The 24,451-nt window shown below is 63.6% G+C and carries 21 protein-coding genes and 1 riboswitch; of the genes, 6 read left to right on the top strand and 15 right to left on the bottom strand.

Annotated features, from left to right (window positions below):
• Positions 1 to 85: 85 nt before the first annotated feature.
• On the bottom strand, positions 86 to 1,051 hold the full coding sequence (locus NKI17_RS25290; RefSeq protein WP_023678874.1) for an RgsD C-terminal domain-containing protein: 966 nt from the start codon (positions 1,049 to 1,051) through the stop codon (positions 86 to 88).
• Between the two features lie 156 nt (positions 1,052 to 1,207).
• Between NKI17_RS25290 and NKI17_RS25285 the strand changes: the two genes are divergently transcribed.
• Positions 1,208 to 1,792, top strand: coding sequence for a nitroreductase family protein (locus NKI17_RS25285; RefSeq protein WP_352568828.1), 585 nt, complete (start codon positions 1,208 to 1,210; stop codon positions 1,790 to 1,792).
• A gap of 20 nt (positions 1,793 to 1,812) precedes the next feature.
• Here NKI17_RS25285 and NKI17_RS25280 read toward each other — a convergent pair whose 3' ends face one another.
• Positions 1,813 to 2,694, bottom strand: a complete 882-nt coding sequence (locus NKI17_RS25280) for an HpcH/HpaI aldolase/citrate lyase family protein (RefSeq protein ID WP_352906949.1) — start codon at positions 2,692 to 2,694, stop codon at positions 1,813 to 1,815.
• A gap of 3 nt (positions 2,695 to 2,697) precedes the next feature.
• A complete protein-coding gene (locus NKI17_RS25275) occupies positions 2,698 to 3,189 on the bottom strand; it encodes a MaoC family dehydratase (protein ID WP_502894602.1) in 492 nt (163 codons plus the stop codon).
• Positions 3,190 to 3,299: 110 nt separating this feature from the next.
• On the opposite strand from NKI17_RS25275, the gene NKI17_RS25270 reads away from it, so the two are divergent.
• Positions 3,300 to 4,421, top strand: coding sequence for a DUF2336 domain-containing protein (locus NKI17_RS25270; RefSeq protein ID WP_352795390.1), 1,122 nt, complete (start codon positions 3,300 to 3,302; stop codon positions 4,419 to 4,421).
• Here the strand turns inward: NKI17_RS25270 and NKI17_RS25265 are convergent.
• Entirely contained in the window at positions 4,418 to 6,484 is a 2,067-nt protein-coding gene (locus NKI17_RS25265; RefSeq protein ID WP_352906948.1) for an FUSC family protein, read from the bottom strand. The genes NKI17_RS25270 and NKI17_RS25265 overlap by 4 nt on opposite strands.
• Before the next feature lie 42 nt (positions 6,485 to 6,526).
• Positions 6,527 to 8,578: a DNA topoisomerase IV subunit B gene (gene parE, locus NKI17_RS25260; protein ID WP_352795394.1), complete on the bottom strand. Its 2,052-nt coding sequence runs from the start codon at positions 8,576 to 8,578 to the stop codon at positions 6,527 to 6,529.
• Between the two features lie 273 nt (positions 8,579 to 8,851).
• Here parE and NKI17_RS25255 point away from each other — a divergent pair, with 273 nt between their 5' ends.
• On the top strand, positions 8,852 to 10,021 hold the full coding sequence (locus NKI17_RS25255; protein ID WP_352568824.1) for a GGDEF domain-containing protein: 1,170 nt from the start codon (positions 8,852 to 8,854) through the stop codon (positions 10,019 to 10,021).
• Between the two features lie 72 nt (positions 10,022 to 10,093).
• Here the strand turns inward: NKI17_RS25255 and gcvP are convergent, their stop codons facing one another.
• The 3 genes from gcvP to gcvT are packed head-to-tail and all read right to left on the bottom strand — an operon-like array spanning position 10,094 to position 14,413.
• Entirely contained in the window at positions 10,094 to 12,904 is a 2,811-nt protein-coding gene (gcvP, locus tag NKI17_RS25250) for an aminomethyl-transferring glycine dehydrogenase (RefSeq protein ID WP_352568823.1), read from the bottom strand.
• A 16-nt stretch (positions 12,905 to 12,920) separates the two neighbouring features.
• Positions 12,921 to 13,289, bottom strand: coding sequence for a glycine cleavage system protein GcvH (gcvH, locus tag NKI17_RS25245; RefSeq protein ID WP_352568822.1), 369 nt, complete (start codon positions 13,287 to 13,289; stop codon positions 12,921 to 12,923).
• A gap of 5 nt (positions 13,290 to 13,294) precedes the next feature.
• A complete protein-coding gene (gene gcvT, locus NKI17_RS25240) occupies positions 13,295 to 14,413 on the bottom strand; it encodes a glycine cleavage system aminomethyltransferase GcvT (RefSeq protein WP_352568821.1) in 1,119 nt (372 codons plus the stop codon).
• A 148-nt stretch (positions 14,414 to 14,561) separates the two neighbouring features.
• A riboswitch (glycine riboswitch) is annotated at positions 14,562 to 14,648 on the bottom strand.
• 204 nt (positions 14,649 to 14,852) lie between these two features.
• On the opposite strand from gcvT, the gene NKI17_RS25235 reads away from it, so the two are divergent.
• Positions 14,853 to 15,851 (top strand): hypothetical protein, encoded by a 999-nt coding sequence (locus tag NKI17_RS25235; protein WP_352568820.1) that lies wholly within the window; start codon positions 14,853 to 14,855, stop codon positions 15,849 to 15,851.
• A 12-nt stretch (positions 15,852 to 15,863) separates the two neighbouring features.
• On the opposite strand, the gene NKI17_RS25230 is transcribed toward NKI17_RS25235, so the two are convergent.
• Complete coding sequence (locus NKI17_RS25230) at positions 15,864 to 16,691, bottom strand: transporter substrate-binding domain-containing protein (RefSeq protein ID WP_352795397.1); 828 nt, start codon at positions 16,689 to 16,691, stop codon at positions 15,864 to 15,866.
• A gap of 86 nt (positions 16,692 to 16,777) precedes the next feature.
• On the opposite strand from NKI17_RS25230, the gene NKI17_RS25225 reads away from it, so the two are divergent.
• The gene (locus NKI17_RS25225) at positions 16,778 to 17,380 is read left to right on the top strand and encodes a DUF3011 domain-containing protein (RefSeq protein WP_352635443.1); all 603 of its coding nucleotides are present in this window, start codon (positions 16,778 to 16,780) and stop codon (positions 17,378 to 17,380) included.
• A 23-nt stretch (positions 17,381 to 17,403) separates the two neighbouring features.
• Here the strand turns inward: NKI17_RS25225 and NKI17_RS25220 are convergent, their stop codons facing one another.
• From NKI17_RS25220 to NKI17_RS25195, 6 genes are all read right to left on the bottom strand, one after another.
• Positions 17,404 to 18,213, bottom strand: a complete 810-nt coding sequence (locus NKI17_RS25220; protein ID WP_352795399.1) for a molybdopterin-binding protein — start codon at positions 18,211 to 18,213, stop codon at positions 17,404 to 17,406.
• A 1-nt stretch (position 18,214) separates the two neighbouring features.
• The gene (locus NKI17_RS25215; protein WP_352795400.1) at positions 18,215 to 19,096 is read right to left on the bottom strand and encodes a cytochrome b/b6 domain-containing protein; all 882 of its coding nucleotides are present in this window, start codon (positions 19,094 to 19,096) and stop codon (positions 18,215 to 18,217) included.
• A 105-nt stretch (positions 19,097 to 19,201) separates the two neighbouring features.
• Positions 19,202 to 19,879, bottom strand: coding sequence for a DUF1345 domain-containing protein (locus NKI17_RS25210; protein ID WP_352620539.1), 678 nt, complete (start codon positions 19,877 to 19,879; stop codon positions 19,202 to 19,204).
• 5 nt (positions 19,880 to 19,884) lie between these two features.
• A complete protein-coding gene (locus tag NKI17_RS25205) occupies positions 19,885 to 20,352 on the bottom strand; it encodes a YaiI/YqxD family protein (RefSeq protein ID WP_352454435.1) in 468 nt (155 codons plus the stop codon).
• A gap of 66 nt (positions 20,353 to 20,418) precedes the next feature.
• A complete protein-coding gene (gene gfa / locus NKI17_RS25200; protein WP_352697755.1) occupies positions 20,419 to 20,988 on the bottom strand; it encodes an S-(hydroxymethyl)glutathione synthase in 570 nt (189 codons plus the stop codon).
• A gap of 71 nt (positions 20,989 to 21,059) precedes the next feature.
• A complete protein-coding gene (locus NKI17_RS25195; protein ID WP_352906947.1) occupies positions 21,060 to 22,187 on the bottom strand; it encodes an S-(hydroxymethyl)glutathione dehydrogenase/class III alcohol dehydrogenase in 1,128 nt (375 codons plus the stop codon).
• A 213-nt stretch (positions 22,188 to 22,400) separates the two neighbouring features.
• Between NKI17_RS25195 and NKI17_RS25190 the strand changes: the two genes are divergently transcribed.
• On the top strand, positions 22,401 to 24,413 hold the full coding sequence (locus tag NKI17_RS25190; RefSeq protein WP_352906946.1) for an acetyl-CoA carboxylase biotin carboxylase subunit: 2,013 nt from the start codon (positions 22,401 to 22,403) through the stop codon (positions 24,411 to 24,413).
• The last annotated feature ends 38 nt before the right edge of the window (positions 24,414 to 24,451 follow it).

Raw genomic sequence — 24,451 nt, 5'->3', positions numbered from 1 at the left:
CGCGCCTATCTGGCAAATCGATCGACGTGCGCGTCGGCGATGCGCTGGCGCGACGCATGCGCAAAGCAGCCTAGAGGGGCGCGCCTCAGTCGGCGCCTTCCTCGGAATCGATGGCCGAAGCCTCGGTGGCCAGAACCTCGATGTCCTGGTTGTGCCCAGCCACCACCGTAAAATCCTTCTGGTAGATGCGGTCGCGGTTCTTGGCGATGATGGTGTAGTCGCCCTCGGCCAGCACCATCGAGGCAAAGGCGCCGACGGTTTCCTTGATCGGATCGCCGGATTCGTTGAGCAGGGACCAGGAGGTGTCGGCGATCGCCTCGCCGCCTGGTTCGCGCACCAGCTTCATGGTCATCTCGGCGGCACGGTGCTCGACGGTCGCTTCGGTCAGCTTGCCGGCCTCGACGCGGATGTCGGAGCGGATGACCGCGTTCACCGCGCCATAGGTCGACACGACGTGGTAGGTGCCGGCATTGAGCCGCACGACGCTGTTCGGCTCGACATCGGGTATGATCAGGGCGCGATCGCCATCGGCCGCGGCGTGGCTCTCATAGATCGAGAAGCGCAGCTTCTTCGGCGGTATGCGTACCCCGCCGGACAGCACGGCATCGAGCTTGAGGCCACCGGCATCGAGCACGAGGCTCTCGCGCTTGGCTTCCTTGCCGACGGTGATGCGCTTGGTGGCGCCGGCCCGCCCGTAGGAGGCGTGGACCAGATACGAACCCGGCTCGAGCTGGAATATGGCGGTGCCGCCATGAGCGGAGGCGACCATCGGCAGCTTGCCGTCGCTGGCCGATTCGGGCTTGAAGACGCGCCAGACTATGCCGCGCGTGATGTCGGCGCCCTTGTCGGTCAATTGCGCCGACAGCGTGATCGCCCCGCTGCTGCCCAATGCCAGCGATGTCTCGCTTTTCGGAGGCGCATAGCCCGAAATTCCGGGAAGCTTCAGCTCGCCGAGGCCGTCCACATCCTGGGCGACGGCAAGCGAAACCGGCACCATCAACAGTGCGGCAGCGAGCCATATCAGGAAAAGACGCAATGTCCCCTCAAACATGCCTTGCGTTGAAGCCCAAGGCGGTGGCAATTTCAAGGCTTAAGAGTCCGGTCGGCTTCTGCTACAGGGCTCTTTGTCCGGCGCGCCGCGCCAATGCCCAAGCCGCCCGATGTCCCGATGGTGCGCTTCAGCTCAAATTCCAGGAGACTTGCGCCCATGGCGTCGCCGATCATCGATCTTCTGCTGACCCGAAATTCCGCGCCGATCCCGGATTTGAAGGAACCGGCACCGGGCGATGCGGAGATCGCGACGATGATCGCCGCCGCCTCGCGGGTGCCGGACCATGGCCGGCTGGAGCCTTGGCGTTTCATCCTTTATCGCGGCGAGGCCCGCATCGAGATCGGCAAGAAGCTGGCAGAACTTGCCGAACAGCGCGAAGGGCCGCTGCCGGAAGGCCGGCGCAACCAGGAATTGGCGCGCTTTTCGCGGGCACCGCTGGTCATCGGCGTGATTTCTATCCCCAGGGAAAATCCAAAGATCCCGCAATGGGAGATGTTCCTGTCCGGCGGCATGGCGGCGATGAACCTGATGCTTGCCGCCAATGCGCTGGGCTACGGCACCAACATGATCAGCAACTGGTATTCCGACGTGCCCGAGGGCAGGGCGATCCTCGGCCTGGCGCCGCATGAGCGGGTCGTCGGCTTCGTCCATATCGGCTCCTACCAGGGGCCAGCACCGGAACGACCGCGGCCCGATCCGGCAAAGCTCTATGCCGACTATTCAGGGCCGTGGGTGGGATAATTTCGGCGCGGAACAGACCCCTAAGGATCAAGCTCCGATGCCTTGGCTCGCGCCAGGAGCCGCTCTGCGAGCTTGAGATGCGGCCGGTCGTACATCTTGCCATCCATGCCAACGACGCCGGGATTTCCTGCCGCCTCGAACGCCTCGACGATCGCCAGGGCGCTTTTCACCGCTTGCGCCGAAGGCGTGAAGGCGGCGTTGATGACCGGCACCTGCGCCGGATGGATCGCCATCTTGCCGGTGAAACCGTCGCGCTCGGCCTCGGCGCATTCGGCCTCGAAGCCGGCCATGTCGCGAAAATCCGGAAAGACGGTGTCGATTGCCGCGACTTCCGCGGCACTTGCGGCAAGCATGGTCATGGTGCGGGCGAAGCGGAACACATCCGTGTAGCGGCCGTTCCCGTCGCGCGTCGCGCGTGCGCCGATTGCCGCCGACAGATCTTCCGCGCCCCAAGTGAGGCCGGCAAGCCGCGCGCTTGCCTTGGCGTAGGTTGCAGCGGCCATTACGCCGGCTGCGGTTTCGGTGATGATCGGCAGGATCCTTATCGCGCCATCCGGCAGGCCGCCTTCGGCTTCGTGCACCCTGAGCTTGGCCGAGAGATGCTGGACATCCAGTCCGCTGTTCGACTTAGGCAGCATGATGCCGTCTGGTTTCACCGGCACGAGCGCCGCCAGATCGTCGTCGGTCAGTCCGGTCGAAAGATCGTTGACGCGAACATAGATCGCGGAGCTGGTCCGGTGCCTGTGCGCGGCGATAAAACGCGCCGCTGTGTCGCGCGCCAGACCTTTGTTCTGCGCGGCAATCGAATCCTCGAGGTCGATGATGACCACGTCGGCGCCTACGCCAAAGCCCTTCTCCAGCTTCTTTTCCGAATCGCCGGGAACGAAGAGCAGAGAACGCATCGGCTATGCCTTTTTCATCATCATGGCTTGCCTCGTGCATTTGGCAACCAGCACGTCGTTCTGGTTATAGGCGCGGTGCTCGAACTCGACGATACCGCGGTCCGGTTTCGACCTGGAATCGCGCACCGAAACCACCGTGGTCTCGACGCGAATGGTGTCGCCATGGAAGACGGGGTGCGGAAACACTGTCTCCTTCATGCCGAGATTGGCGATGGTGGTGCCGACGGTGATGTCATTGACCGAGATGCCGATCATCAAGCCCAGCGTGAACAGCGAATTGACCAGCGGTTTGCCCCATTCGCTCTTCGCCGCGAAGTCGAAATCGATGTGCAGCGGTTGCGGGTTCAGCGTCATCACCGAAAACAGCATGTTGTCGCTTTCGGTCACGGTCTTGCGCAGCGTGTGCTTGAACACATGGCCGACAACGAACTCCTCAAGGTAAAGTCCGGCCATTGTCGATCTCCTCCGCTGCTTAAGGGTTGATAGGCGTTGCATACCGGGCTCGCAAGCCAGTTAACGAACATGGTGAACCGTTCGTAAACCATTTGTGCCTACGGTCTCCACCAGGGTCAGAAGCGTTCTGGCAAGGGGCGTAAGCAGGCGACATGGTCGTTTCGCATTTCCTGAAATGGATCCATACGGCGAAGGTGTCGGAGCGTGCTGCGGCGGCAAGCGCGCTGGCTCGCGCCTATGTCGACTCGGAGCTGCCTTTCGAGGACCGCTGCGCTGCCGAGGCGGCGCTGACGTTGCTGCTCGATGACGTATCGTCGAAGGTGCGGCTGGCGATCGCCGACGCGCTTTCCATGAGCCATCATGCGCCGCCGCAGATCGTCAGCGCGCTGGCCTCGGACCAGCCGGAAGTCGCAGCCTTGGTGCTGGCGCGCTCGCCGCTGCTCACCGATGCCGACCTGATCGATCGGGTTGCCGGCGGCCAGAAAGCGACGCAGAAGGTGATCGCCGACCGGCCGCGTGTCTCGATGTCGGTTGCGGCGGCGATCGCCGAGATCGGTGAGCCGGAGGCTTGCACCACGCTGCTCGCCAACAGCGGCGCCGACATCGCATCCGTCAGCTTTCGCCGCATGGCCGAGCGGCACGGCCATCTGCCTCTGGTGCGCGAGGCGCTGATCGCCGACACCCGGCTGCCCGCCGACTGCCGGCATATGCTGCTGGTCAAGCTCGGGGAGATGCTCAAGGGGTCGCCGCTGGTGCTGGCGCTGATGGGCGCCGCCAGGGCCGAGCGCGTCACGCGCGATGCTTGCATCAAGGCTTCGCTGACGCTGATCGAAGGCACGCGGACAGAGGAACATACCGCACTTGTCGAACATCTGCGCCTGCGCGGCGACCTGACCGCAAGCTTCGTCGTCCGCACCATTGCGCACGGCAAGGTCGACTTCTTTGGTTCGGCGCTGGTCGCGCTCAGCCAACAGTCCGAACAACGGGTGAGAGCACTGCTGGCCGGCGGGCATGACATAGCGTTGCAGGCACTGTTCCGCAGCGCCGGGCTTGCCGCCGCCACCCACGCCATCATCCTGCGCGCGCTGAAGGTCTGGCGCGAGGTCGCCAATGGCAAACGCCTCGCCGGCGTCCAGGAAGTCAGTTGGCTGATGCTGAAGGAATTGGGCGGACAGTCCGCGGAAGGCGATCTCGCCGGGCTGGTCAAATCGATCCATCTCGACGCGCTGCGCGAGAACGCACGCGGGCACGCGCTGGCGATCGCTGCTGCCTAAACCCGGTCTTTCGCGAAAAAGTCCGGAAAATCCTCAATCGCGGCGGCGATGATGCGCAGCGAGGCGGCGGTCTGCAGCATTTCGGCTGCGACGCTGCGCTCCGCGATGCCAGCTGCATACTGCCTGGCGACCGCGACGGTCGCCGTCTGCGGCTCGCCGGGCCGCCTGAACAGCAGTTCGCGTGCCAGCCCGCGCAGGAAATTGGTGATGGAAAGTGCTGTTTCAGGCGGGATCGCGGAACTTTGCTGCGCGTTGCGCAGCCGCAGGATTTCGAGGCCGACGGTAACCGCAGCTATGCCGTCGCCGAGAACCGCGTCGCCTTTCTTGCCGGCGTTCTGCAGCAGTGGCATCAACTGGTTGATCCGGTCGTAGGCAAGGCTTTCGAAGGCCGATCGCCGCGGCAGGCGGTCGTGCAGGCAAAGGCGTGCAAGATCTTCGCGCATTGTTTGCAGGATGCGGTTGACTGTAACCCAGGGGTCGGCGGGCAGCACGACGGCGAAGACGCCGATCGCCAGAAGAATGCCGACAAGGACCGCTGCCGAATTGGCGAGGAACGGCTCCGGATCGTAGGTCATGACCTGATGTGGGCTGAGGAAGGCGAGGAAATTGATCGCAAAGGCCGTTGCCACGCCGACATAGCGCGGATTGGCCATGCCCAGTGCCGCTGGCACCAGGATCGGGACGACGAAAACCGCGAACCAGCCAAAGCCCGGCAGCGCTGGAAGTGCTATCTGCCCGACCACAAACGCGAACGGCAGGGCGAGCAACGTGCCCTCGAAGAAGTTCCATGCCGACCGGATCGGATCGGCGCGCGCGGCGAACAGGCTGGAGACAACGGCGACCAGAATGACCGTGCCCGTCGCGTCCGACCATTTCGTCGCCAGCCAGAAGCCGGCGACCAGGAGCGTGGCGATAGCTGCGCGCACGGCATTGCGCGATGCCGCACGGTAATCGCGGTGCACCACCAGCGCCGGCTGCCGCCGTTCGCGACTGGCACGAGACGGGGGAGAGCGGAGTGCATCCAGGCCGCGCAGCACTTGCTGCATTGCCTCGGCGAAGTCGGCGGCAATGGCTAGGCGGGTGACAGTGCCAGCCCAGTCAATGTCTTGCCCGGCCGCGATGTCAGGCATCTGTCGCGCCTTGCCGGCGATTGCGTCGAGCCGCACCACCCAGGGCGCCATATCGTCCAGCGCGCCCGGCTTGGCTACCAGTTCGCCGACAACAGCCTGCAACTCGGCGCGAACGGGGATGAGGGCTGCATTCTTCGGCGCGGCGTGGGCATGCAGCGCACGCGCCGCTGACAGGGCCGACAGAAGCTGGCCGATGGTACGCCGGACCGGATAGGCGCGGGTGGCGAGGCTCGGCCCCTCCAGCCTTGCGTAGGTGCGCATCTCGCCGAGCGTTTGGACGTCGCCGATCAGCTTGCGGTGCAGCCCGGCAAGCTTTTCCGCATCGCCGCCGGAAAAAGCGCCGTCCGCATAGGCCGCCAGGTCGAGAATGCTGCGTTTCAGTCTTGAGATGATGGCGTCGGCGGCCAGTTTCGGCAGGATCAGCCGGCTGGTCAGCGCAGCGCAGACGATACCAAGCACGATTTCCGCGCAGCGCGCCACGGCGAGATCGATGACGAGGTGCGGCTGGCCGAAAGCCGGCAGGCCGATGATCATCGCGGTGTAGCCGGCAAGCGCCGCGCCATAGGCTTCCGGATTGCGTAGCAGCGACGAGACCAGCGAGCAGATGCCGATCCAGACGGCAAGAACTGCAACCAGCAACCACGGGTTGGCATCGAAAACAGTGGTAATGCCGATCGCCGCCAGCGCGCCGGCAAGCGTGCCGAGGAGACGATAAAACCCCTTCGCCAGCACCATGCCGGCGACCGGCTGTGCGACGATGAACACCGTCATCATCGCCCATTGCGGGTGGTCGAGCTTCAGCGCATAGGCGGCCAAAATCGCGATGAGGCCGGCCGAAACGGTGCGCAGGGCAAAGATCCAGTCCGAGCGCGTCGGCCGCGTCAGGCCAGCGATCCGCGTGCCGATATCGTCCTTCAGCCGCGCCCAGGTCAAGTGCTCGTCTCCAGCTCAGAAGGCCAAGCTAGCGGCGGGAGCTCAGATATCCAGCACTTCCGTCTCGGCGAATTCCGCGCGTTCCTGGATGAACCGGAAACGGGCCTCGGGCTTGGTCCCCATCAATGCGTCGACCGCATCCTTGGTCGCCGCCTCGGCATCGATAACGTCGACCCTGAGCAGCGTGCGCTTTTTCGGGTCCATGGTGGTTTCCTTGAGCTGGGCGGCCATCATTTCGCCCAGCCCCTTGAAGCGGCCGATTTCGACCTTGCCGCGCCCGGTGAATTCGGTGCGCAGGAGTTCGTCCTTGTGCGCGTCGTTGCGGGCATAGGCGACCTTGCCGCCTTGCCGAATCGAATAAAGCGGCGGCACCGCCAGATAGAGATGGCCGCCGCGGACCAGGCTTGGCATCTCCTGGTAGAAAAAGGTGATCAGCAGCGAGGCGATATGGGCGCCGTCGACGTCGGCATCGGTCATGATGATGACCCGGTCGTAACGCAGGTCCTCGTCGCGATATCTCGAGCGCGTGCCGCAGCCAAGCGCCTGGATGAGGTCGGATATCTGCTGGTTGGCGGCAAGCTTGTCGCTGCCGGCGCTGGCGACGTTGAGGATCTTGCCGCGCAGGGGCAGCACCGCCTGGCTGGCGCGGTCGCGCGCCTGCTTTGCCGAACCGCCGGCCGAATCGCCCTCGACGATGAACAGCTCGGCACCGGCGGCGGCATTCTGCGTGCAGTCGGCGAGCTTGCCGGGCAGGCGCAGCTTGCGCACCGCGCTCTTGCGCGACACTTCCTTTTCCTGGCGGCGGCGCACCCGCTCGTCGGCGCGCGCGATCACCCATTCGAGCAGTTTCGAAGCTTCCTGCGGATTGTCGGCCAGCCAGTGGTCGAACGGGTCGCGGATGGCGCTTTCGACGATGCGGATCGCCTCGATCGTCGCCAGCCTGTCCTTGGTCTGGCCGACGAATTCCGGTTCGCGGATGAACACCGACAGCATGCCCGCCGCCGAGATCATCACATCCTCGGAAGTGACGATCGAGGCGCGCTTGTTGCCGACCAGGTCGGCGTAGGCGCGCAAGCCGCGCGTCAGCACGTTGCGGAACCCGGCCTCATGCGTGCCGCCCTCCGCGGTCGGGATGGTATTGCAATAGGAATTGATAAAACCGTCGCCGCCGAACCAGGTCACCGCCCATTCGAGCGAACCGTGGCCGCCCTGCTTCTCGCTCTTGCCGGCAAACATTTCACGGGTCACCTGGAATTCGTCGCCGAGCGAGGCTTTCAGATAATCCTTGAGGCCGCCCGGAAAATGGAATTCTGCCTTGGCCGGCGTCGTGTCCTTTTCCTTGATCAGCGACGGATCGCAGGTCCAGCGGATTTCGACACCGCCGAACAGATAGGCCTTTGACCGCGCCATGCGGTAGAGCCGCGCCGGCTCGAAAGCAGCACCCTTGCCGAAAATCTGCTCGTCTGGATGGAAGCGGATCTTCGTGCCGCGGCGGTTGTGCACCTCGCCGAGCTGCTCCAGGCCGGTCACCGGAACGCCTCGCGAGAAGCGCTGGCGATACAGCTTGCGCCCAATCGCGACCTCGACCTCGAGATGGTCGGACAGCGCGTTGACCACGGAAACGCCTACACCGTGCAGGCCGCCGGACGTCTCGTAAACCTTGCTGTCGAACTTGCCGCCTGAATGCAGCGTCGTCATGATGAGTTCAAGCGCCGGCTTCTTGAATTTCGGGTGCGGATCGACCGGAATGCCGCGGCCGTTGTCGGTTACGGACAGGTATCCGTCTGCGGAAAGCTCGACATCGATGAAGGTCGCATGGCCGGCGACCGCCTCGTCCATCGAATTGTCGATGACCTCGGCAAACAGATGGTGCATCGCCTTGTCGTCGGTGCCGCCAATGTACATGCCCGGGCGGCGGCGCACCGGCTCCAGCCCCTCCAGCACTTCGATATCGGCGGCACTGTAGCTCTCGCTGGCGTCGCGGGGCGCCGGCCGCTTCGCCGCCTGCACAAGCGGATCGGCCGGTCGCGCGGCGGCGCGAGCCGGCTGCGGCTGCTTGTCCAATTTGGCGAAAAGATCGTTATTGTCGTCCATGCCGATCCTGGATTCCGATGCTGCGAATCACCACCCGATACTGCCACGCTTTTCGCGGGCAGGCGACGGAGGTTCCTGTTACGTTCGAGGATAGAGCCTCTTACTGCAAAACCATTCGACAGCCAAGCGGCGGAAATGGGGTCGAAGCTTGGGGCATCGACGCTTTGTAAACCTTGTCCGAAGGTTACGCCGCAAGGTTGGCTGAAAAACGATATCCGCGAACTGTCGCTGACCTAGAATGCAGTGGAACCCTCAAGAGGCTGTCGCTTAAGCATGTTGGATTACAGTTCGCTTCTGCTCGCGGCGGCGCTGTCGGGCACGTGCCTTAGCATCACCATGTTTGCGATCTGGTTCAGCGCGCCACAGGCACGCTTTGTGCTGACGGTGGCCTGCGGCATTCTCGTGCTCGTCGCACATGTCGTGTTGTTTTGGCATTACGCAAGAGATCCAAGCCCCTGGCTTTGCCAGATCGTGCTTGCGCTTCTCAGCCTCGGTTTCCTGATTATCTGCCTGTCGGCCATGCAATATCTCGGCATAGGCGACTACAGGCGCGCCATCTTGCCGACCTTGGTTGCGATGGCTGTTTGCACAGGCGCGACGTATCTCGGATTTGATGGTGTCGGCTTTATTGTCACCTACGCAACGGTAACGGCGCTGCTCTCGCTCATCGGAGCGATGTTCTGGATTGAGGGTGGTCACGATCGCCGGATATTGCTGGTCGTCTCGTTCCTGAGCGGCGTCTGTGCGCTGTCGTTCGGACTTTGCGGCGCGGTCCTGCTGGTCACGGGCCAATGGGTGCTGGGTGTTGCGCCCGACAATTGGGCCGAGCGGGTGAATTCCGTCGTGGCCGTCGCCTGCATGACCGGGCTCGGCGCATTGACGCTCTCCCTGCACCATTTGCAGGCGCAGATCGAATTGAAGGCCGAGACGATGACCGATCCATTGACCGGGCTGATGAATCGGCGGGCGTTGACGGCACTCTACGGCGAGCGGGTCTTCGGTCCGTTCATGTCCGTTGCCATGTTCGACCTTGACCATTTCAAGAGGACGAACGACGTATTTGGTCACCCGGTCGGCGACCAGGTTCTGTGCCGCTTTGCCGCCGTCATCAGGAAATACGCCCGGACCGGCGTCGACGCCTTCCGGTTGGGCGGCGAGGAATTCGTGCTCGTCATGTCGCGGATGACGGAAGAGAAGGCCTATGACATTGCGAGCAAGATCAGCGTCGCCTTCGGCACGGAAGTCGTGGCCACCCAACTCGGTCCGTTGCGAAGCACAGTCAGCGGCGGCATCGGCTTTGGCGGAACAAACGGCACCGGTCTCGACGATGTGCTGGCCGAAGCCGACGCAGCACTCTATGCGGCAAAGCGCGCCGGGCGAAATCGCGTCGTCGTCCGGGACCGGGCGAGCAAGGCCGACGGGCCGGCCTTGCGTTCTGCCTGATTGAGGTTTCTATCTTCTTGTTAGACCCATGATCTTGTCCGAAAACCGGATTCCACTTTTCGGGATCATGATCTATTCCGCCGCACCCAGATATTCCGACAGCGGCGGGCAGGAGCAGACAAGGTTGCGGTCGCCGGCGACATTGTCGATGCGTGACACCGGCGGCCAGTATTTTGCCGCCGTGTCGGCATCGCCGGCGGGGTAGGCCGCCTCCAGGCGCGAATAGGGATGGGTCCACTGGCCGGCCAACGCCTCGGCGGCGGTGTGCGGCGCATTGACTAGAGGATTGTCGCCCAACGGCCATTCGCCCTTCGCCACCTTGGCTGCCTCGCCGGCTATGGCGATCATCGCCTCGCAGAAGCGATCCAGCTCGCGCTTGGGCTCGGACTCGGTCGGCTCCACCATCAGTGTGCCGGCCACCGGGAACGACATGGTCGGTGCATGGAAACCATAGTCGATCAGCCGCTTGGCGATATCGTCGACGCTGATGCCGGCGCTGTCTTTGAGCACGCGGGTGTCGAGGATGCATTCATGCGCAACGCGTCCGTTGCGCCCTTTGTAAAGCAGGGGGAAATGCTCGCCGAGCCGCGTCGCCACATAGTTGGCGGAGATGATCGCCGTCTCGGTCGCCTGCTTCAGGCCGGAAGCGCCCATCATGCGGATATACATCCAGGTGATCGGCAGGATGGAGGCACTGCCGAACGGTGCCGCCGCCACGGCATGGGCCGAGCCTTCGGTGATGTGGCCGGGCAGATATGGCTTCAGGTGCGCCTTGACGCCGATCGGGCCGACACCGGGGCCGCCGCCGCCATGCGGGATGCAGAAGGTCTTGTGCAGGTTCATGTGGCAGACATCGGCGCCGATATCGCCGGGACGGGCGAGGCCGACCAGCGCGTTGAGGTTGGCGCCGTCGAAATAGACCTGGCCGCCATGGCTGTGGACCAGCGCACAGAGATCGCGCGCGCCTTCCTCGAAGACGCCATGCGTCGAAGGGTAGGTGAACATCAGCGCCGCGAGATTGTGCGCATGCTCGGCCGCCTTGGCCTGCAGGTCTTCCATGTCGATATTGCCGTCCTCGGTGCAGCGCACGACGACAACGCTCATGCCGGCCATGGCCGCGCTTGCCGGATTGGTGCCATGCGCCGAGGACGGAATCAGGCAGACGGTGCGATGGCCTTCGCCGCGTGAGCGGTGGTAGCCGCGAATGGCGAGCAGGCCGGCATATTCGCCCTGGCTGCCGGCGTTGGGCTGCAGGGTCACCGCGTCGAAGCCGGTGATCTCCGCCAGCCAGCCTTCCAGCTCGTCGATCATGGCGCGATAGCCTGTCGAATGGTCAGCCGGGGCGAAGGGATGCAGGTTGGCGACATCAGGCCAGCTCACCGGCATCATTTCGGCGGCGGCGTTGAGCTTCATGGTGCAGGAACCGAGCGGGATCATGGCGCGGTCAAGCGCCAGGTCCTTGTCGGACAGCCGGCGCAGGAAGCGCATCATGTCGGTTTCCGAGTGGTTTTCGCGGAAGACGGGCTGGGTGAGAAACTCGTTGCCGCGCGGTTTTCCTGGCATGGAACTGCTGGCGGCAACGCCGGCCTTGGCGCCGAAAAGTGCTGCGATCGCCTCCAGATCGGCTTCGGTGGAGGTCTCGTCGAAGCTGATGCCGACATGGTCGGCGTCGATGACGCGCAGCAGTCGGCTGGTCTTTTCTGCGGCGGCGGCAATCGCGCCGGCTCTGCCCTTCACTTCCACGGTCACAGTGTCGAAGCGGCTGTCGCCGAGCACCGAAACGCCCGCTGCCTTGAGGCCGGCAGCCAGGCGGTTGGCCAGCGTGTGGACGCGGCCGGCAATCGCCTGCAGCCCGGCAGGGCCATGCCAGATCGCGTAGGCCGTCGCCATATTGGCGAGCAGCGCCTGTGCGGTGCAGATGTTGGACGTCGCCTTGTCGCGGCGGATATGCTGCTCGCGTGTCTGCAAAGCGAGGCGATAACCGGGACGGCCCTTGCTATCCGTCGACTGGCCAACGAGCCGGCCGGGCATCAGCCGCGTCAGCCTGTCGGAGACGGCGCAATAGGCGGCGTGCGGCCCGCCAAAGCCCATCGGCACGCCAAAACGCTGCATCGGGCCGACGGCGATGTCGGCGCCAAGCCTGGCCGGCGCATCGGTCAGCGTCAGGCCAAGCGGGTCGGCGATGAAGACGACCAGCGCGCCGGCAGCACGGGCCCTGTCGATCGCTACCTTGTGGTCGCCGTAGACGCCGAATGTATCGGGCCAGGAGACCAGCAGGGCGGCGGTGTTGTCGTCGATCACCTCGCCGTCGACCTCGATGCCGAGCGGCTCGGCGCGGGTGCGCACGACGTCCAGCGTCTGTGGGTGCGGCGTGCCGGCCAGTGCCACCTTGGTGCGCTTGTCGCGATGATGGCGCAGCGCAATGCCGACAGCTTCGGCCACCGCCGTCGCCTCGTCGAGCAGCGAGGCCGACGCCACCGGCAGGCCGGTCAGTTCTGTCACCAGCGTCTGGAAGTTGAACAGCATTTCCAGCCGGCCCTGGCTGATCTCGGCTTGGTAAGGCGTGTAAGCCGTATACCAGGCCGGGTTCTCGAACAGGTTGCGCTGGATCACCGGCGGCACGTGGACGCCATGATACCCGGCACCGATGAAGCTCTTCAGCACCGTGTTCTTTGCCATCGTCGCCGCGAGCTCGGTCAGCGCTTCCGCTTCGCTTGCGGGGGCGGGCAGGGCCAGCGGCCGGTCGAGCCGGATCGACTTCGGCACTGCCTGACTGATCAGGGTCTCGACCGAAGGAACGCCGATCGTCGCCAGCATGGCTCTGACGTCATGGAGGCCCGGGCCGATATGGCGAGCCGAGAAGGGGTAGGGTGCTGCGGTCATCTTCCTGGTCCTGCTATCAACCAATATGGGCTTTGTAAGCGGCTTCATCGAGGAGTCCGTCGAGCTGGCTTTCATTGGCCAGCTTCATCTTCCACAACCACCCGTCGCTGGTTGCTGCCGAATTGACGAGTGAAGGATCCGATGACAGCGAGGTGTTGGCCTCGGTGATCTCGCCGTCGACGGGCGCGTAGACATCCGATGCGGCCTTGACCGATTCGACCACCACGGCGGTGTCGCCCTTGGCCAGCTTCCTCCCCGGCTCCGGCAGTTCGACGAAGACGAGATCGCCGAGCTGCTGCTGCGCGTAATCGGTGATGCCGACCGTGGCGATGCCGCCCTCGACGCGCAGCCATTCGTGATCTTCGGTGAAATAGGTCTTTGCCATTGAAATCATCCTTTGCGATAGCGATGGGGCGTGAAGGGCAAGAGGTGGATGTCGACCGGGATTTTCGTCCCGCGGACATCGGCGAACAGTTTTGCGCCGGATTTGGCAAGCGGCGTCTGGACGTAGCCCATGGCGACCGGATGACCGGCCGAGGGGCCGAAGCCGCCTGAGGTGACATGGCCGGCAGGGTTGCCGTCAGCATCGAAAAGGGCAGCACCGGCGCGCACCGGCTGGCGGCCTTCCGGCTTCAGGCCGACACGTTTTTGCGCCGGACCGCGCTCCAGGATGGCGCGCAGCGCATCGGCGCCGATGAAGGCGCCAGAGGCGCGAACCTCCTTGGGGATGGCCCACATCAGCCCGGCGCTGGCCGGATCGATCTCCGGCGTGATGTCCAGCCCGTGCAGGCACAGTCCGGCTTCGAGCCGCAGGCTGTCGCGGGCGGCAAGGCCGACCCACATCACCCGCTCGTCCTCGAGCAGCCTGGCGACGAGGTTTCTTGCATCCGCTTCCGGCAGGCCGATCTCGAAGCCGTCTTCGCCGGTATAGCCGGACCGGCTCATGAACCATTTTTCGCGCGGTTCGATGCCGTGCATGAACACCAGCGAACCGGTCTCGATGCCGGCGCGGGAAAGGGCAGCCCACGCCTCGGGGCCCTGTATGGCCAAGAAGACGCGGTCGAGCGCATCCACTTTTACATCGAAATCGCCCTCTGCACCGAAATTTTTGGCCAGTGCGCGCAGATGCTTTTCGTCGGCGGCGGCGTTGCCGGCATTGGCGACCATCATGAAGCGCTCGGCGCCGAGCCTGGTTACGATCAGATCGTCCAGAATGCCGGCCGCCTCATTGAGGAAGAACGTGTATTTGGACTGGGAAATCTCAAGCGCGCCGGCATCGAACGGGCAGGCGCGGTTCAGAAGCGGTGCTGCGCCCAGGCCGCTGATTTCGAACAGCTTCATGTGCGAGATGTCGAACAGGCCGGCATGCTCGCGGCTGTGCAGGTGCTCCTTCATCACGCCGGCCGGATAGGTCAGCGGCATCGACCAGCCGGCGAAGGCGCCGAAACGCGCACCGGCTGCCATGTGCAGATCTTCGAGGGGAAGGTGTTTGGTGTCGTCGCCCGTCATGTCATCTCCAGAGTCGCACGCAAGCGGCCGCGAATGGCGACCAGTCCGTGCCCCTCTGTCTGAAGCCTGAGAGACTCGCGCCCCGTAACTCTGTCGGCAGCGCTTACACCTTCGGCGCGGGGGCAAGCCCCGACTTTCCAGAGTGTCTTTCCCGTCTACGGTTCTTTTGCCTGAGAGATTTCGGGCGATTTCCCCTTCGGCGGCAGCTCTCGCTGCTCTCTCCCGCAAACAGGTAGGACTCGGTCAAGAGCCCTCGACTCGTCATCCATAGCCCGTGGACGACACCTTGTCACCTGCCGGCGACATTTTTACTGGCAAGTCTTCCGCGGGCCTTCTTTACAGGCAAGCCTTCGCTAACCACGCCGCTTGCCGGTTTCTCAAGACCTTGTCGATATACCGCATAAGGGCCGGCAATTACCGGCAGCGGGCGGGGAAGACAATGGGCGAATTGATCATGAGCGCGCCGGTGGCCGGGCTGACCTCGAAAAATCGGATCACGGCGGAAGACGTGGTCATGCTGCGCGGCGAAGTGTTCGGCGACGGCGTAGTAACGCGCGGCGAGGCCGAGGCGCTGTTTGCGCTCGACGCGACGGCGAGGGACAAATGCGCGGAATGGCTCGAGTTTTTCGTCGAGGCCGTCACCGATTTCATCGTCCACCAGGAAAAGCCGGCGGGCTATGTTTCGCAGGACAATGCCGACTGGCTGATCCGGACGATTTCGCGCGACGGCATGGTCGACAGCCAGACCGAACTCGAGCTGCTGGTGCATGTGCTGGAAGTTGCCAAATCATCGCCGAGCAAGCTTTCCAGCTATGCGCTGGAGCAGGTCGCTCATGCGGTTGTGGACGGCAAGGGGCCGCTGATGACCGGCGGCAGGCTTATCCCTGGGTCGATTGCCAAGGCTGAGGTCGAGCTGTTGCGCCGCATCCTTTACGCCTACGGCGGCGATGGCAACATCGCCATCAGCCGCGCCGAGGCCGAGGTGCTGTTCGAGATCAACGAGCGGACAGCGGCGGGCGACAACGATCCGTCCTGGAACGATCTGTTCGTCAAGGCGATCGCCAATTTCGTCATGTGTTCGGCCGGCTACGAACCGCCGGTGCGCGACGTGGCGCTGCGCCGGGATGCTTTTTTCGAACAGGCCGATCCGGAGATCGGCGGGTTCTTCAGCCGCATGGTGTCGGGTGGCCTGTCCGGCATTATGGAGGCCTATCTCTCACCGGGCGACGTCGAGGCCGAATGGGAATCGAGGAACAAGGCAGCCGAGGCACTGGCCCGCCGCGCCGAGACGGTCGATGCCGGCGAGGCCAAATGGCTCGCTGAACACATAGGCGACCGGCCGCTGCAGGAGAACGAGCGCGCGCTGCTGACGCTGATCAAGCACGCCTCGCCGGAAATCCACCCGGCGCTGAAGCCGCTGATCGACAAGGTTGCATAACAGGTCGCGACCCTATTGCTTGGCGGGCTCGGACTTAGCTGTCTCGAAGCGCAACATCCATTTGAAGCTGCCGAACCAGTAGCGGCGCACGCCGCCTATGGTGCCGTCGGCGGTGCGCGCGCCGATCCAGTTGTTGACGTATTGGATGAGGCGGACATCGTCCGGGCGCATCGCAAACGCTTCCGGCGTCCGCAACAGCGGGCCGCCCACCATCGTCAACTTCGCGTCATAGAGCCTGGCGGCCATCTGCGGCGTCGGCGATGTCGCGACCATTGCCTGTGCGTCGCCGCCGATGATCGCGGCGAAAACATCTGAGGTATTGTCGAAAGACAGGATGGTCGCCTTGGGAAAAGCTTCCTTCGCGGCGGCTTCATCGGTGGAATTGGACAGCACGGCGATCTTGTATCCCGGCGCCGCCACTGCCTTTCCCGGCCTTTTCCCAAGGCTGGCGATCGTCGCAACCATACGGATATCGGCGGTACCGGTCTGGTTGGAGAACACCACCTCGCGTGCGCGTTCCGGCGTGCTGGCGTAGCCCGCCGCGATCATGTCGAAATCACCCTTGAGCAGTCTTGTCTTGAGGTCGTTCCAGGGCACCTCGACCAGCTTCAGGTCGACGCCGAGATCAGACGCCAGCGCACTGGTCAGGTCGACATCATAGCCGGCGAACTTCCCGTCGGCCTTCTTGAGGATCCATGGCGGGTTGAGCGCCACGCCGATCGTCAGTGTCTTCTGGTCGATGATGCGCTTGAGGCTGTCGTCCGCCCGGGCTGGCAGCAGCGACAAAGCCAACCAGGCAGAAAGGGCAAGTATAGTTGTGGCGATCATCTTAGCGCGCATTAATATAACCTCGCTGAGCCCGTCCGGTTGTCAGATTTACACAGAGGTGCCATTCTGTCGATAGCGGACCCTGATGGAGAGTTGCGATGTCGACACGGATGACGGTTACCGGTTCGATGATGTTCCTGGTTTGCATCCTGGGCAATCCGGCGAAGCTTTCGCTGCTGCCGGCGGCAGCGCAGGCTGCGGGGGCAAAACGCGTGGTCTGCTCCAGCGCCGATTACCGCTATTCCTATTGCGGGGTCGATACGCGCCGCGGCGTGCAGTTGACCTCCAGGCTGTCGAAGGCGCGTTGCGTATACGGTAGAAGCTGGGGCTATGACGGCGGCGGCATCTGGGTCGACAATGGTTGCTCGGCCGAATTCGCAGTCGCCGGCCCCAACCGCAATCCCTCTGCTGGCGACGTCGCCGCAGCCATTATCGTCGGCGGCGTGGTAGGCGCCATTCTCGACAACGGCAATTCGCATCGCCATCATTCCGATAATTACTATCCGAAGCCGCGCCCGCGCCGTTACGACCAATTGATCGATCCGACGCCGCAATTCGACAATCAGGGCAACCCCAACTTCGATACCCACGGCAACTACCAGGGACCGCATGGGCTGGGCAAGCTTGTCACCCCTGACGACAATCCTGACCTGAATCCGGCCCTGCGCAGCGACGGCGACGACAGCGACGACGACAGTTAGATGAAGCTTAGGTCAGGTTTCGGTCAGATGCCGCCGTACCAGTCGTAGCCATTGTCCTCCCAATAGCCGCCTCTGCCGCCGCCGATATTGGCGAAGCCGTCGACCAGCTCGATCTTGTAGAGGTATTTCGGCATCTTGTAGCCGAGCTGGCGCTCGACGCGGACGCGCAGCGGCGCGCCGTTCTCGACCGGCAACGGCTTGCCGTTGAGGCCATAGGCAAGGATCGTCTGCGGATGACGGGCATCGACCAGGTCGATCGAGCCGTAATATTTGATGTCGCCGGCCAGGCTGCGGTCGATCGTATCGAGGCAGTGGAACATGACGTAGCGCGCCTGCGGCTTGACCACTGCCTGGTCGAGCACCAGCGACAGCGGCGTGCCGGTCCATTTGGCAATGCAGCTCCAGCCTTCGACGCAGTCGTGGCGGGTGATCTGGGTGCGGCTCGGCATGTTCATCAGCTGCTCGCGGCTCAGCGACAGCGGTTTTTCGACGAGGCCTGAAACCTCCAGCCGCCAGTCGGCGAAATCGCTGGCGAGCAGGCCCTTGTAGAAATCGTCGTCCGGTGCGGTGACACCGTTCGGCCGCTGCGGCTGGCGAATGTCGGCCTCGGCGAACTCCGGCGCCAGCGCATCAGCGCCGGCAAGCAGTCGCTGCGCCCGCCAGGTCAGGCCATTGGCGCTTTCGAGGAAGCTGCGCAGGCTGTCGCCGACGCCAAGCTGGCTGTCGAAGGCGTCGCAGCCCGACAGCATGATGCCGGAAAGGCCGAGGCTGGCCGAGGTCAGGAACTTTCTTCGGCTTATCTGTAGCTTGGGGCTGATCTCGAATTTCGCCATGTCAGGCACTCCTCTCTGGCGCATTGTCGCCATGCGCCGGCGGGTCGGTTCGGTACCACCCGGTGATGATGGAGCGCAGCTCGTTAATCGGGCCGGCGGCCAGGATCATCAGGATGTGGATAATGAAGAAGGCGACGAGCAGCAGCATCACCGTGAAATGAATGGTGCGCGCCGTCTGCCGGCCGCCGAGCAGATCATTCAGGAACGGCAGCACCGAATCCATGCTCGGCGACATGGCAAGGCCGGTGATGATCATCAGCGGCAGCAGCACGAACAGCACGCCGCCATAGGCCATCTTCTGCAGCGTGTTGTAGTCGCGCGTGTGATGGAACCTGAGCTTGGCGTGCTCGACAATGTCTCGCGGCAAGCGCCTGAAATCATCGAGGCGCGGGGCAAGATCGCGGCGCAAATGGCCGTTGATCAGGCTGGCGACCAGCCAGACCAGCAGCGTGGTGGTCAGCACCCAGGCAAAGAAGAAATGAACGACGCGCGCGGTGCCGAGATCGTAATAGGAAGGGATCGTCGCCCAGGACGGGAAGGCACGTGAGGTCTCCTGGCCGGCCGGACCCGACCAGCCGAGCACGCCAGTGGTATCGAAACGCTTGCCGAAGATTTCGGTATAGCCGCGCGGGCCAGTCGCCGTATTCTCGGCGCCAATGGCGAAGACGGTGTTGTTGTAGCCAAAACCCGACTCCTTGCCGATATAGAGCTGCGGGCGGGCGTTGAAGATCTGCAGGCCGGAAAGCAGCATGAAGAACAGCGCGATCGCCCACAGCCAATGCGTCAGCCGCGTCCAGCGCGACTGGCGATAGATCAGCGTCGCATCCGTCGAAGCAGCGTTATCTGCCTCGGTGCTGGCTTCGCCTTTGGCAACTGATTCCATATTTTCCGTGCCTCCCTGCCAAGTGGTTCCGCATGGCCTCGTCAGATCTCTTCTCCTCCCAATACGTCGCCAGCCTAAGCGATGTTTCACCCGATCACGGATTTATTACGGACTGCCGAGGCTGACGGCGAGGTTGACCGCGGCTGCCACGATGACCGTGTTGAAGAAGAACGACAGGATCGAGTGCACAAGCACGACACGGCGCATTTGCGAGGTCGTGATGTTGGTGTCGGCGGTTTGCGCCGTCATGCCGATCACCGTGGCGAAATAGAGGAAATCCGAGCCTTCCGGCCGCTTGCCGCCCGGGAAGTCGAGGCCGCCGACCGGAATTTTCTTTTTTGTGTCGCCATCCATCGCATCGCCATCCAACCAGTAGATATGCGCGTAGTGAAGTGCGGCCATCGCATGGATGGTCAACCAGCCAAGCGGGATAGACAGCAGCGCCACCGTAAGCTCGACGGTGTCCGCGCTCTTCTCCCTGTTGATCAATTGAAACAACGAAATGATGGCAATAGCGACGACAATCAGCGTGACCGCGAAGATGGCCAGTACCGGCAGGTCCGTGTCGCCTGCATTCTTGCGCAGATAGCTGCCGGTAAGCCGCGGCATATGGGCGATGACAAGAACGAGATAGGCGGCAAAGAACACATTGGCGCCGATCGAATAGGCAAGCGGCGCACGCCAGACCAGCGCGGCGCCAAAGGCTGCCACGCCGATGCAAGCCGACACCGCGAACGGCGTGTGGCGTCGCATGGGCATTTTGGTCGGGGTACCAGTCGCCATGGCCTTCAGTCCGCTGACGCGGATTTCAGCGCTCGCCGTAGGATGCGGTCAAGCTCGCCTAGGAACCGCGAGCGATCCTGCGGCGCGAAGCTCGAATTGTAGCCCTTGCTTTCGCCGGTCTCGCGCAGATGCTGCTTGAGATCGCGCATTGCCACCGCCATGCCGATCGTTTCGGGCGTAAACGGGCGTCCGGTCGGACCAAGTACGTGGGCGCCAAGCGCCACCGCGCGCGCGGCAAGCGGGATATCGGCGGTCACCACGATATCGTTGGACCGGGCATTTTCGACGATCCAGTCGTCGGCGGCATCGGCGCCCTTGGAGACGACGACATTGCGGATCATCGGATCGCGCGACGGACGCAAGCCGCCATTGGAGACGAAGGTGACGACGATGCCGTGCCGCTCGGCGACTTTTTCGACCTCGGCCTTCACCGGGCAAGCGTCGGCATCGACGAGAATAGCAGGTGCGGGCATCGTTGTTCCAAATGTGAAAGAGCCGGGCGGCGTCGCCCGGCTCGATCGATGATAGTCGAGCGGCTACTAGGCCGGCAACGCGCCGGATCTCTTGGCCGTCCAGGTGGCGATATAGTCCATCAGCCCGGGATTGAGGCAATCATAAGGTTCGAGCCCGATCGACTTCAGCTGTGACCTTATGCCGTCCATACGGCTTGGATCGACACCGGACTCGATGATCGAAGAGACAAAGGCGGTGAAGCCCGGCGGCGCCCAGCCGTCTTCCTGGAAGCGTTCGGGATGGATGAAGGACAGCCCCTTGAAAGCGTGGTCGCGCTCGACCGGGCCGTGCATGTGGACGCCGCAGCCGGTGCAGGCATGGCGCAGGATCAGCGCGCCCGGATCGACGATCTTCAGCTTGTCGCCGTTTTCGGTCACCGTCACGTCGTTTGTACCGGCAACCGCCACGACCGAGAACAGCGCGCCTTCCGGCTTCCAGCATTTGGTGCAGCCGCAGGCATGGTTATGGGCGATCTGGCCCTTGACCTTCACCTTGACCGGGTTGCTGGTGCAGGCGCAGACCAGCGTGCCGCCGGCAAAGTCGGCCTTTTCCCGTGGCAGTCCATTGTCGATTTTAGGATGCAGTTTTTCCGGCATTTTTGTCTCCTCCCGTGTTGAACATCTGCATTTTTCGGCCGCTGGCTGGTTAGCCGGCGGCTTTCTCCTCCTCAGTAAACCACCACGCTCCTGATCGACTTGCCTTCATGCATCAGGTCAAAGCCCTTGTTGATGTCCTCGAGCTTCAGCGTGTGGGTGATCATCGGATCGATCTCGATCTTGCCGGCCATGTACCAGTCGACGATCTTCGGCACGTCGGTGCGGCCGCGCGCGCCGCCGAAGGCGGTGCCCATCCAGGTGCGGCCGGTGACCAGTTGGAACGGCCGCGTCGAGATCTCCTGGCCGGCGCCGGCAACGCCGATGATGACCGACTTGCCCCAGCCGCGATGCGACGATTCTAGCGCCTGCCGCATGACTTTGGTGTTGCCGGTGCAGTCGAACGTGTAGTCGGCGCCGCCGATCTGGTCGGCGCCGCGCTTGGTCATGTTGACGAGATGAGCCACGACATCGCCGTCGATCTCCTTCGGATTGACGAAATGCGTCATGCCGAATTTCTCGCCCCATTCCTTCTTGTCGTTGTTCAGGTCGACGCCGATGATTATGTCGGCGCCGGCAAGGCGCAGGCCCTGGATGACGTTGAGGCCGATGCCGCCGAGGCCGAACACGACCGCCGTCGCGCCTTGCTCGACCTTGGCCGTGTTGATCACCGCGCCGATGCCGGTGGTGACGCCGCAGCCGATGTAGCAGATCTTGTCGAACGGGGCGTCGGCATTGACCTTGGCCACCGCGATCTCGGGCAGCACGGTGAAGTTGGAGAAGGTCGAGCAGCCCATATAGTGGAACAGCTTGTCCTTGCCGATCGAGAAGCGCGAGGTGCCGTCGGGCATCAAGCCCTGTCCCTGCGTGGCGCGGATGGCGGTGCACAGATTGGTCTTGCGCGACAGGCAGGACGGGCACTGCCGGCATTCCGGCGTATAGAGCGGGATGACATGGTCACCCTTCCTGACCGAGGTGACGCCCTTGCCGACGTCGACGACGATGCCGGCGCCCTCATGGCCGAGGATCGCCGGAAACAGGCCTTCCGGGTCGGCGCCCGACAGCGTGAACTCGTCGGTGTGGCAGATGCCGGTTGCCTTGATCTCGACCAGCACCTCGCCATCGCGAGGGCCTTCGAGGTCGACCTCCATGATCTGCAGCGGCTTTCCGGCGGCGACGGCGACAGCGGCGCGCGTTTTCATCAGGCAATCCTCCCAAGGCAGTCTGCAATCCAGGTTAGATTTAACTTACCATTCAGCTCTGCGCTATGCACGAAGCGACGTTCTGACCCCGGATTTTCGTCAGCGCCCGCCGATTTGCATGCGGGATAGGCTCCGACTTTGCCTTGACCGGCCCCCTGAAGCCCATAAAACGGGAAGCCCGTAAAAGAAGGGCAGCCGAGGGACGAGGCCTGCATGTTCACAAAGATCCTGGTCGCCAACCGTGGCGAGATCGCCTGCCGCGTGATCAAGACGGCGCGCAAGATGGGCATCGCCACCGTCGCGGTCTATTCCCACGCCGACCGCGACGCCGTGCATGTCGAAATGGCCGACGAGGCGGTGCATATCGGGCCTTCGCCGGCTGCGCAAAGTTATCTGGTCGCGGAAAAGATCATCGCCGCCTGCAAGGCGACAGGAGCAGAGGCCGTGCATCCCGGCTACGGTTTCCTGTCCGAGCGGGCATCCTTCTGCGAAGCGCTGGAGCAGGAAGGCATCGTCTTCATCGGCCCGAAGCCCAAGGCCATCAAGGCGATGGGCGACAAGATCGAATCGAAGAAGTTCGCCAACGCGGCCAAGGTGTCGACGGTGCCCGGCTGGCTCGGCGTCGTCGAAAGCGCCGCCCATGCCGAAAGAATAGCCGGCGAAATCGGCTATCCCGTGATGATCAAGGCTTCGGCCGGCGGCGGCGGCAAGGGCATGCGCATCGCCTGGAGCAAGGCAGAGGTGCGCGACGGCTTCGACCGGGCGCGGTCGGAGGCCAAAAGCTCGTTCGGCGATGACCGCGTCTTCATCGAAAAATTCATCGTCGATCCGCGCCATATCGAAATCCAGGTGCTCGCCGACGCGCATGGCAACACGCTCTATCTCGGCGAGCGCGAATGCTCGATCCAGCGCCGCAACCAGAAGGTCGTGGAGGAGGCGCCGTCGCCGTTCCTCGACGCCAAGACCCGCAAAGCCATGGGCGAGCAGTCGGTGGCGCTGGCCAAGGCCGTCGACTACCAGAGCGCCGGCACGGTCGAGTTCATCGTCGACAGCGACAAGAACTTCTATTTCCTGGAAATGAACACGCGGCTGCAGGTCGAGCATCCGGTGACGGAGTTCGTCACCGGGATCGACCTGGTCGAGCAGATGATCCGCGTGGCGGCCGGCGAAAAGCTCGCCATCAAGCAGAGCGACGTCAAGCTGAACGGCTGGGCGGTGGAAAGCCGCCTCTATGCCGAAGATCCGTATCGCAACTTTCTGCCGTCGATCGGCAGGCTGACGAAATACCGGCCGCCGGAAGAGGGAAAATTCGGCGAAATCGTCATCCGCAACGATACCGGCGTTACCGAAGGCTCGGAAATCTCGATGTTCTACGACCCGATGGTCGCCAAGCTGTGCACCTGGGCGCCGACACGGCTGGCGGCGATCGACGCGATGTCGGAAGCGCTGGACAGTTTTGTCGTCGACGGCATCGAGCACAACATACCGTTCCTGGCGGCGCTGATGCAGCATCGGCGCTGGCGGGAAGGTCTGATATCGACCGGCTTCATCGCCGAAGAATACCCCGACGGCTTCGCGCCGATCGTGCCAGACGCCGAGGAGAAAGGGGTGCTGGCCGCGATTGCCACCGCGGTGGAACTGCTGCGCCGCGACCGGCTCGACCGGCTGGGCGGGCGGCTGGCGCCGCATTCGGGTGCCTTGAAACGCGATTGGGTGGTGAAGATCGGCCGGGACTATCTTTCGGTCGCCATCGTCGAAGGCATGATTTCCATTCCGATCGAGCTTGACCTGTCGATCGACGGCGGCGAGCCACTGACGGTGACCTCCGACTGGCGGCCGGGCGATCTCATCTGGCGCGGCACGGTCGGCGGCCGCAAGGTCGCGGCGCAAGTCAGGCCGGTGCTGAACGGGTTCCGCATCGCCTGGAAAGGCATGTCGGTGACAGCCCGCGCCATGCTGCCGCGCACCGCCGAGCTCGAAAGGCTGATGCCGGAAAAAGTGGCGCCGGATACCTCGAAGATGCTGCTTTGCCCGATGCCCGGCCTCGTCGTATCGATCGCCGTTGCCGAGGGGCAGGAGGTCAAGGCCGGCGAGACGCTTGCCGTGGTCGAGGCGATGAAGATGGAAAACGTGCTGCGCGCCGAGCGCGATCTCATCGTCTCGAAGCTCAACGCCAAGCCCGGCGACAGCCTTGCCGTCGACGCGGTGATCATGGAATTTGCGTGAGTACTGAAATCCGCCCTCGACGCCCGTCAGAAGTTGGC

The sequence above is a fragment of the Mesorhizobium sp. M0816 genome, from assembly GCF_040320005.1.
Taxonomy (GTDB): Bacteria; Pseudomonadota; Alphaproteobacteria; order Rhizobiales; family Rhizobiaceae; genus Mesorhizobium.
The sequence above is the reverse complement of the archived record's forward strand: the minus strand, read 5'-3'. Positions and strand labels throughout refer to the sequence as shown.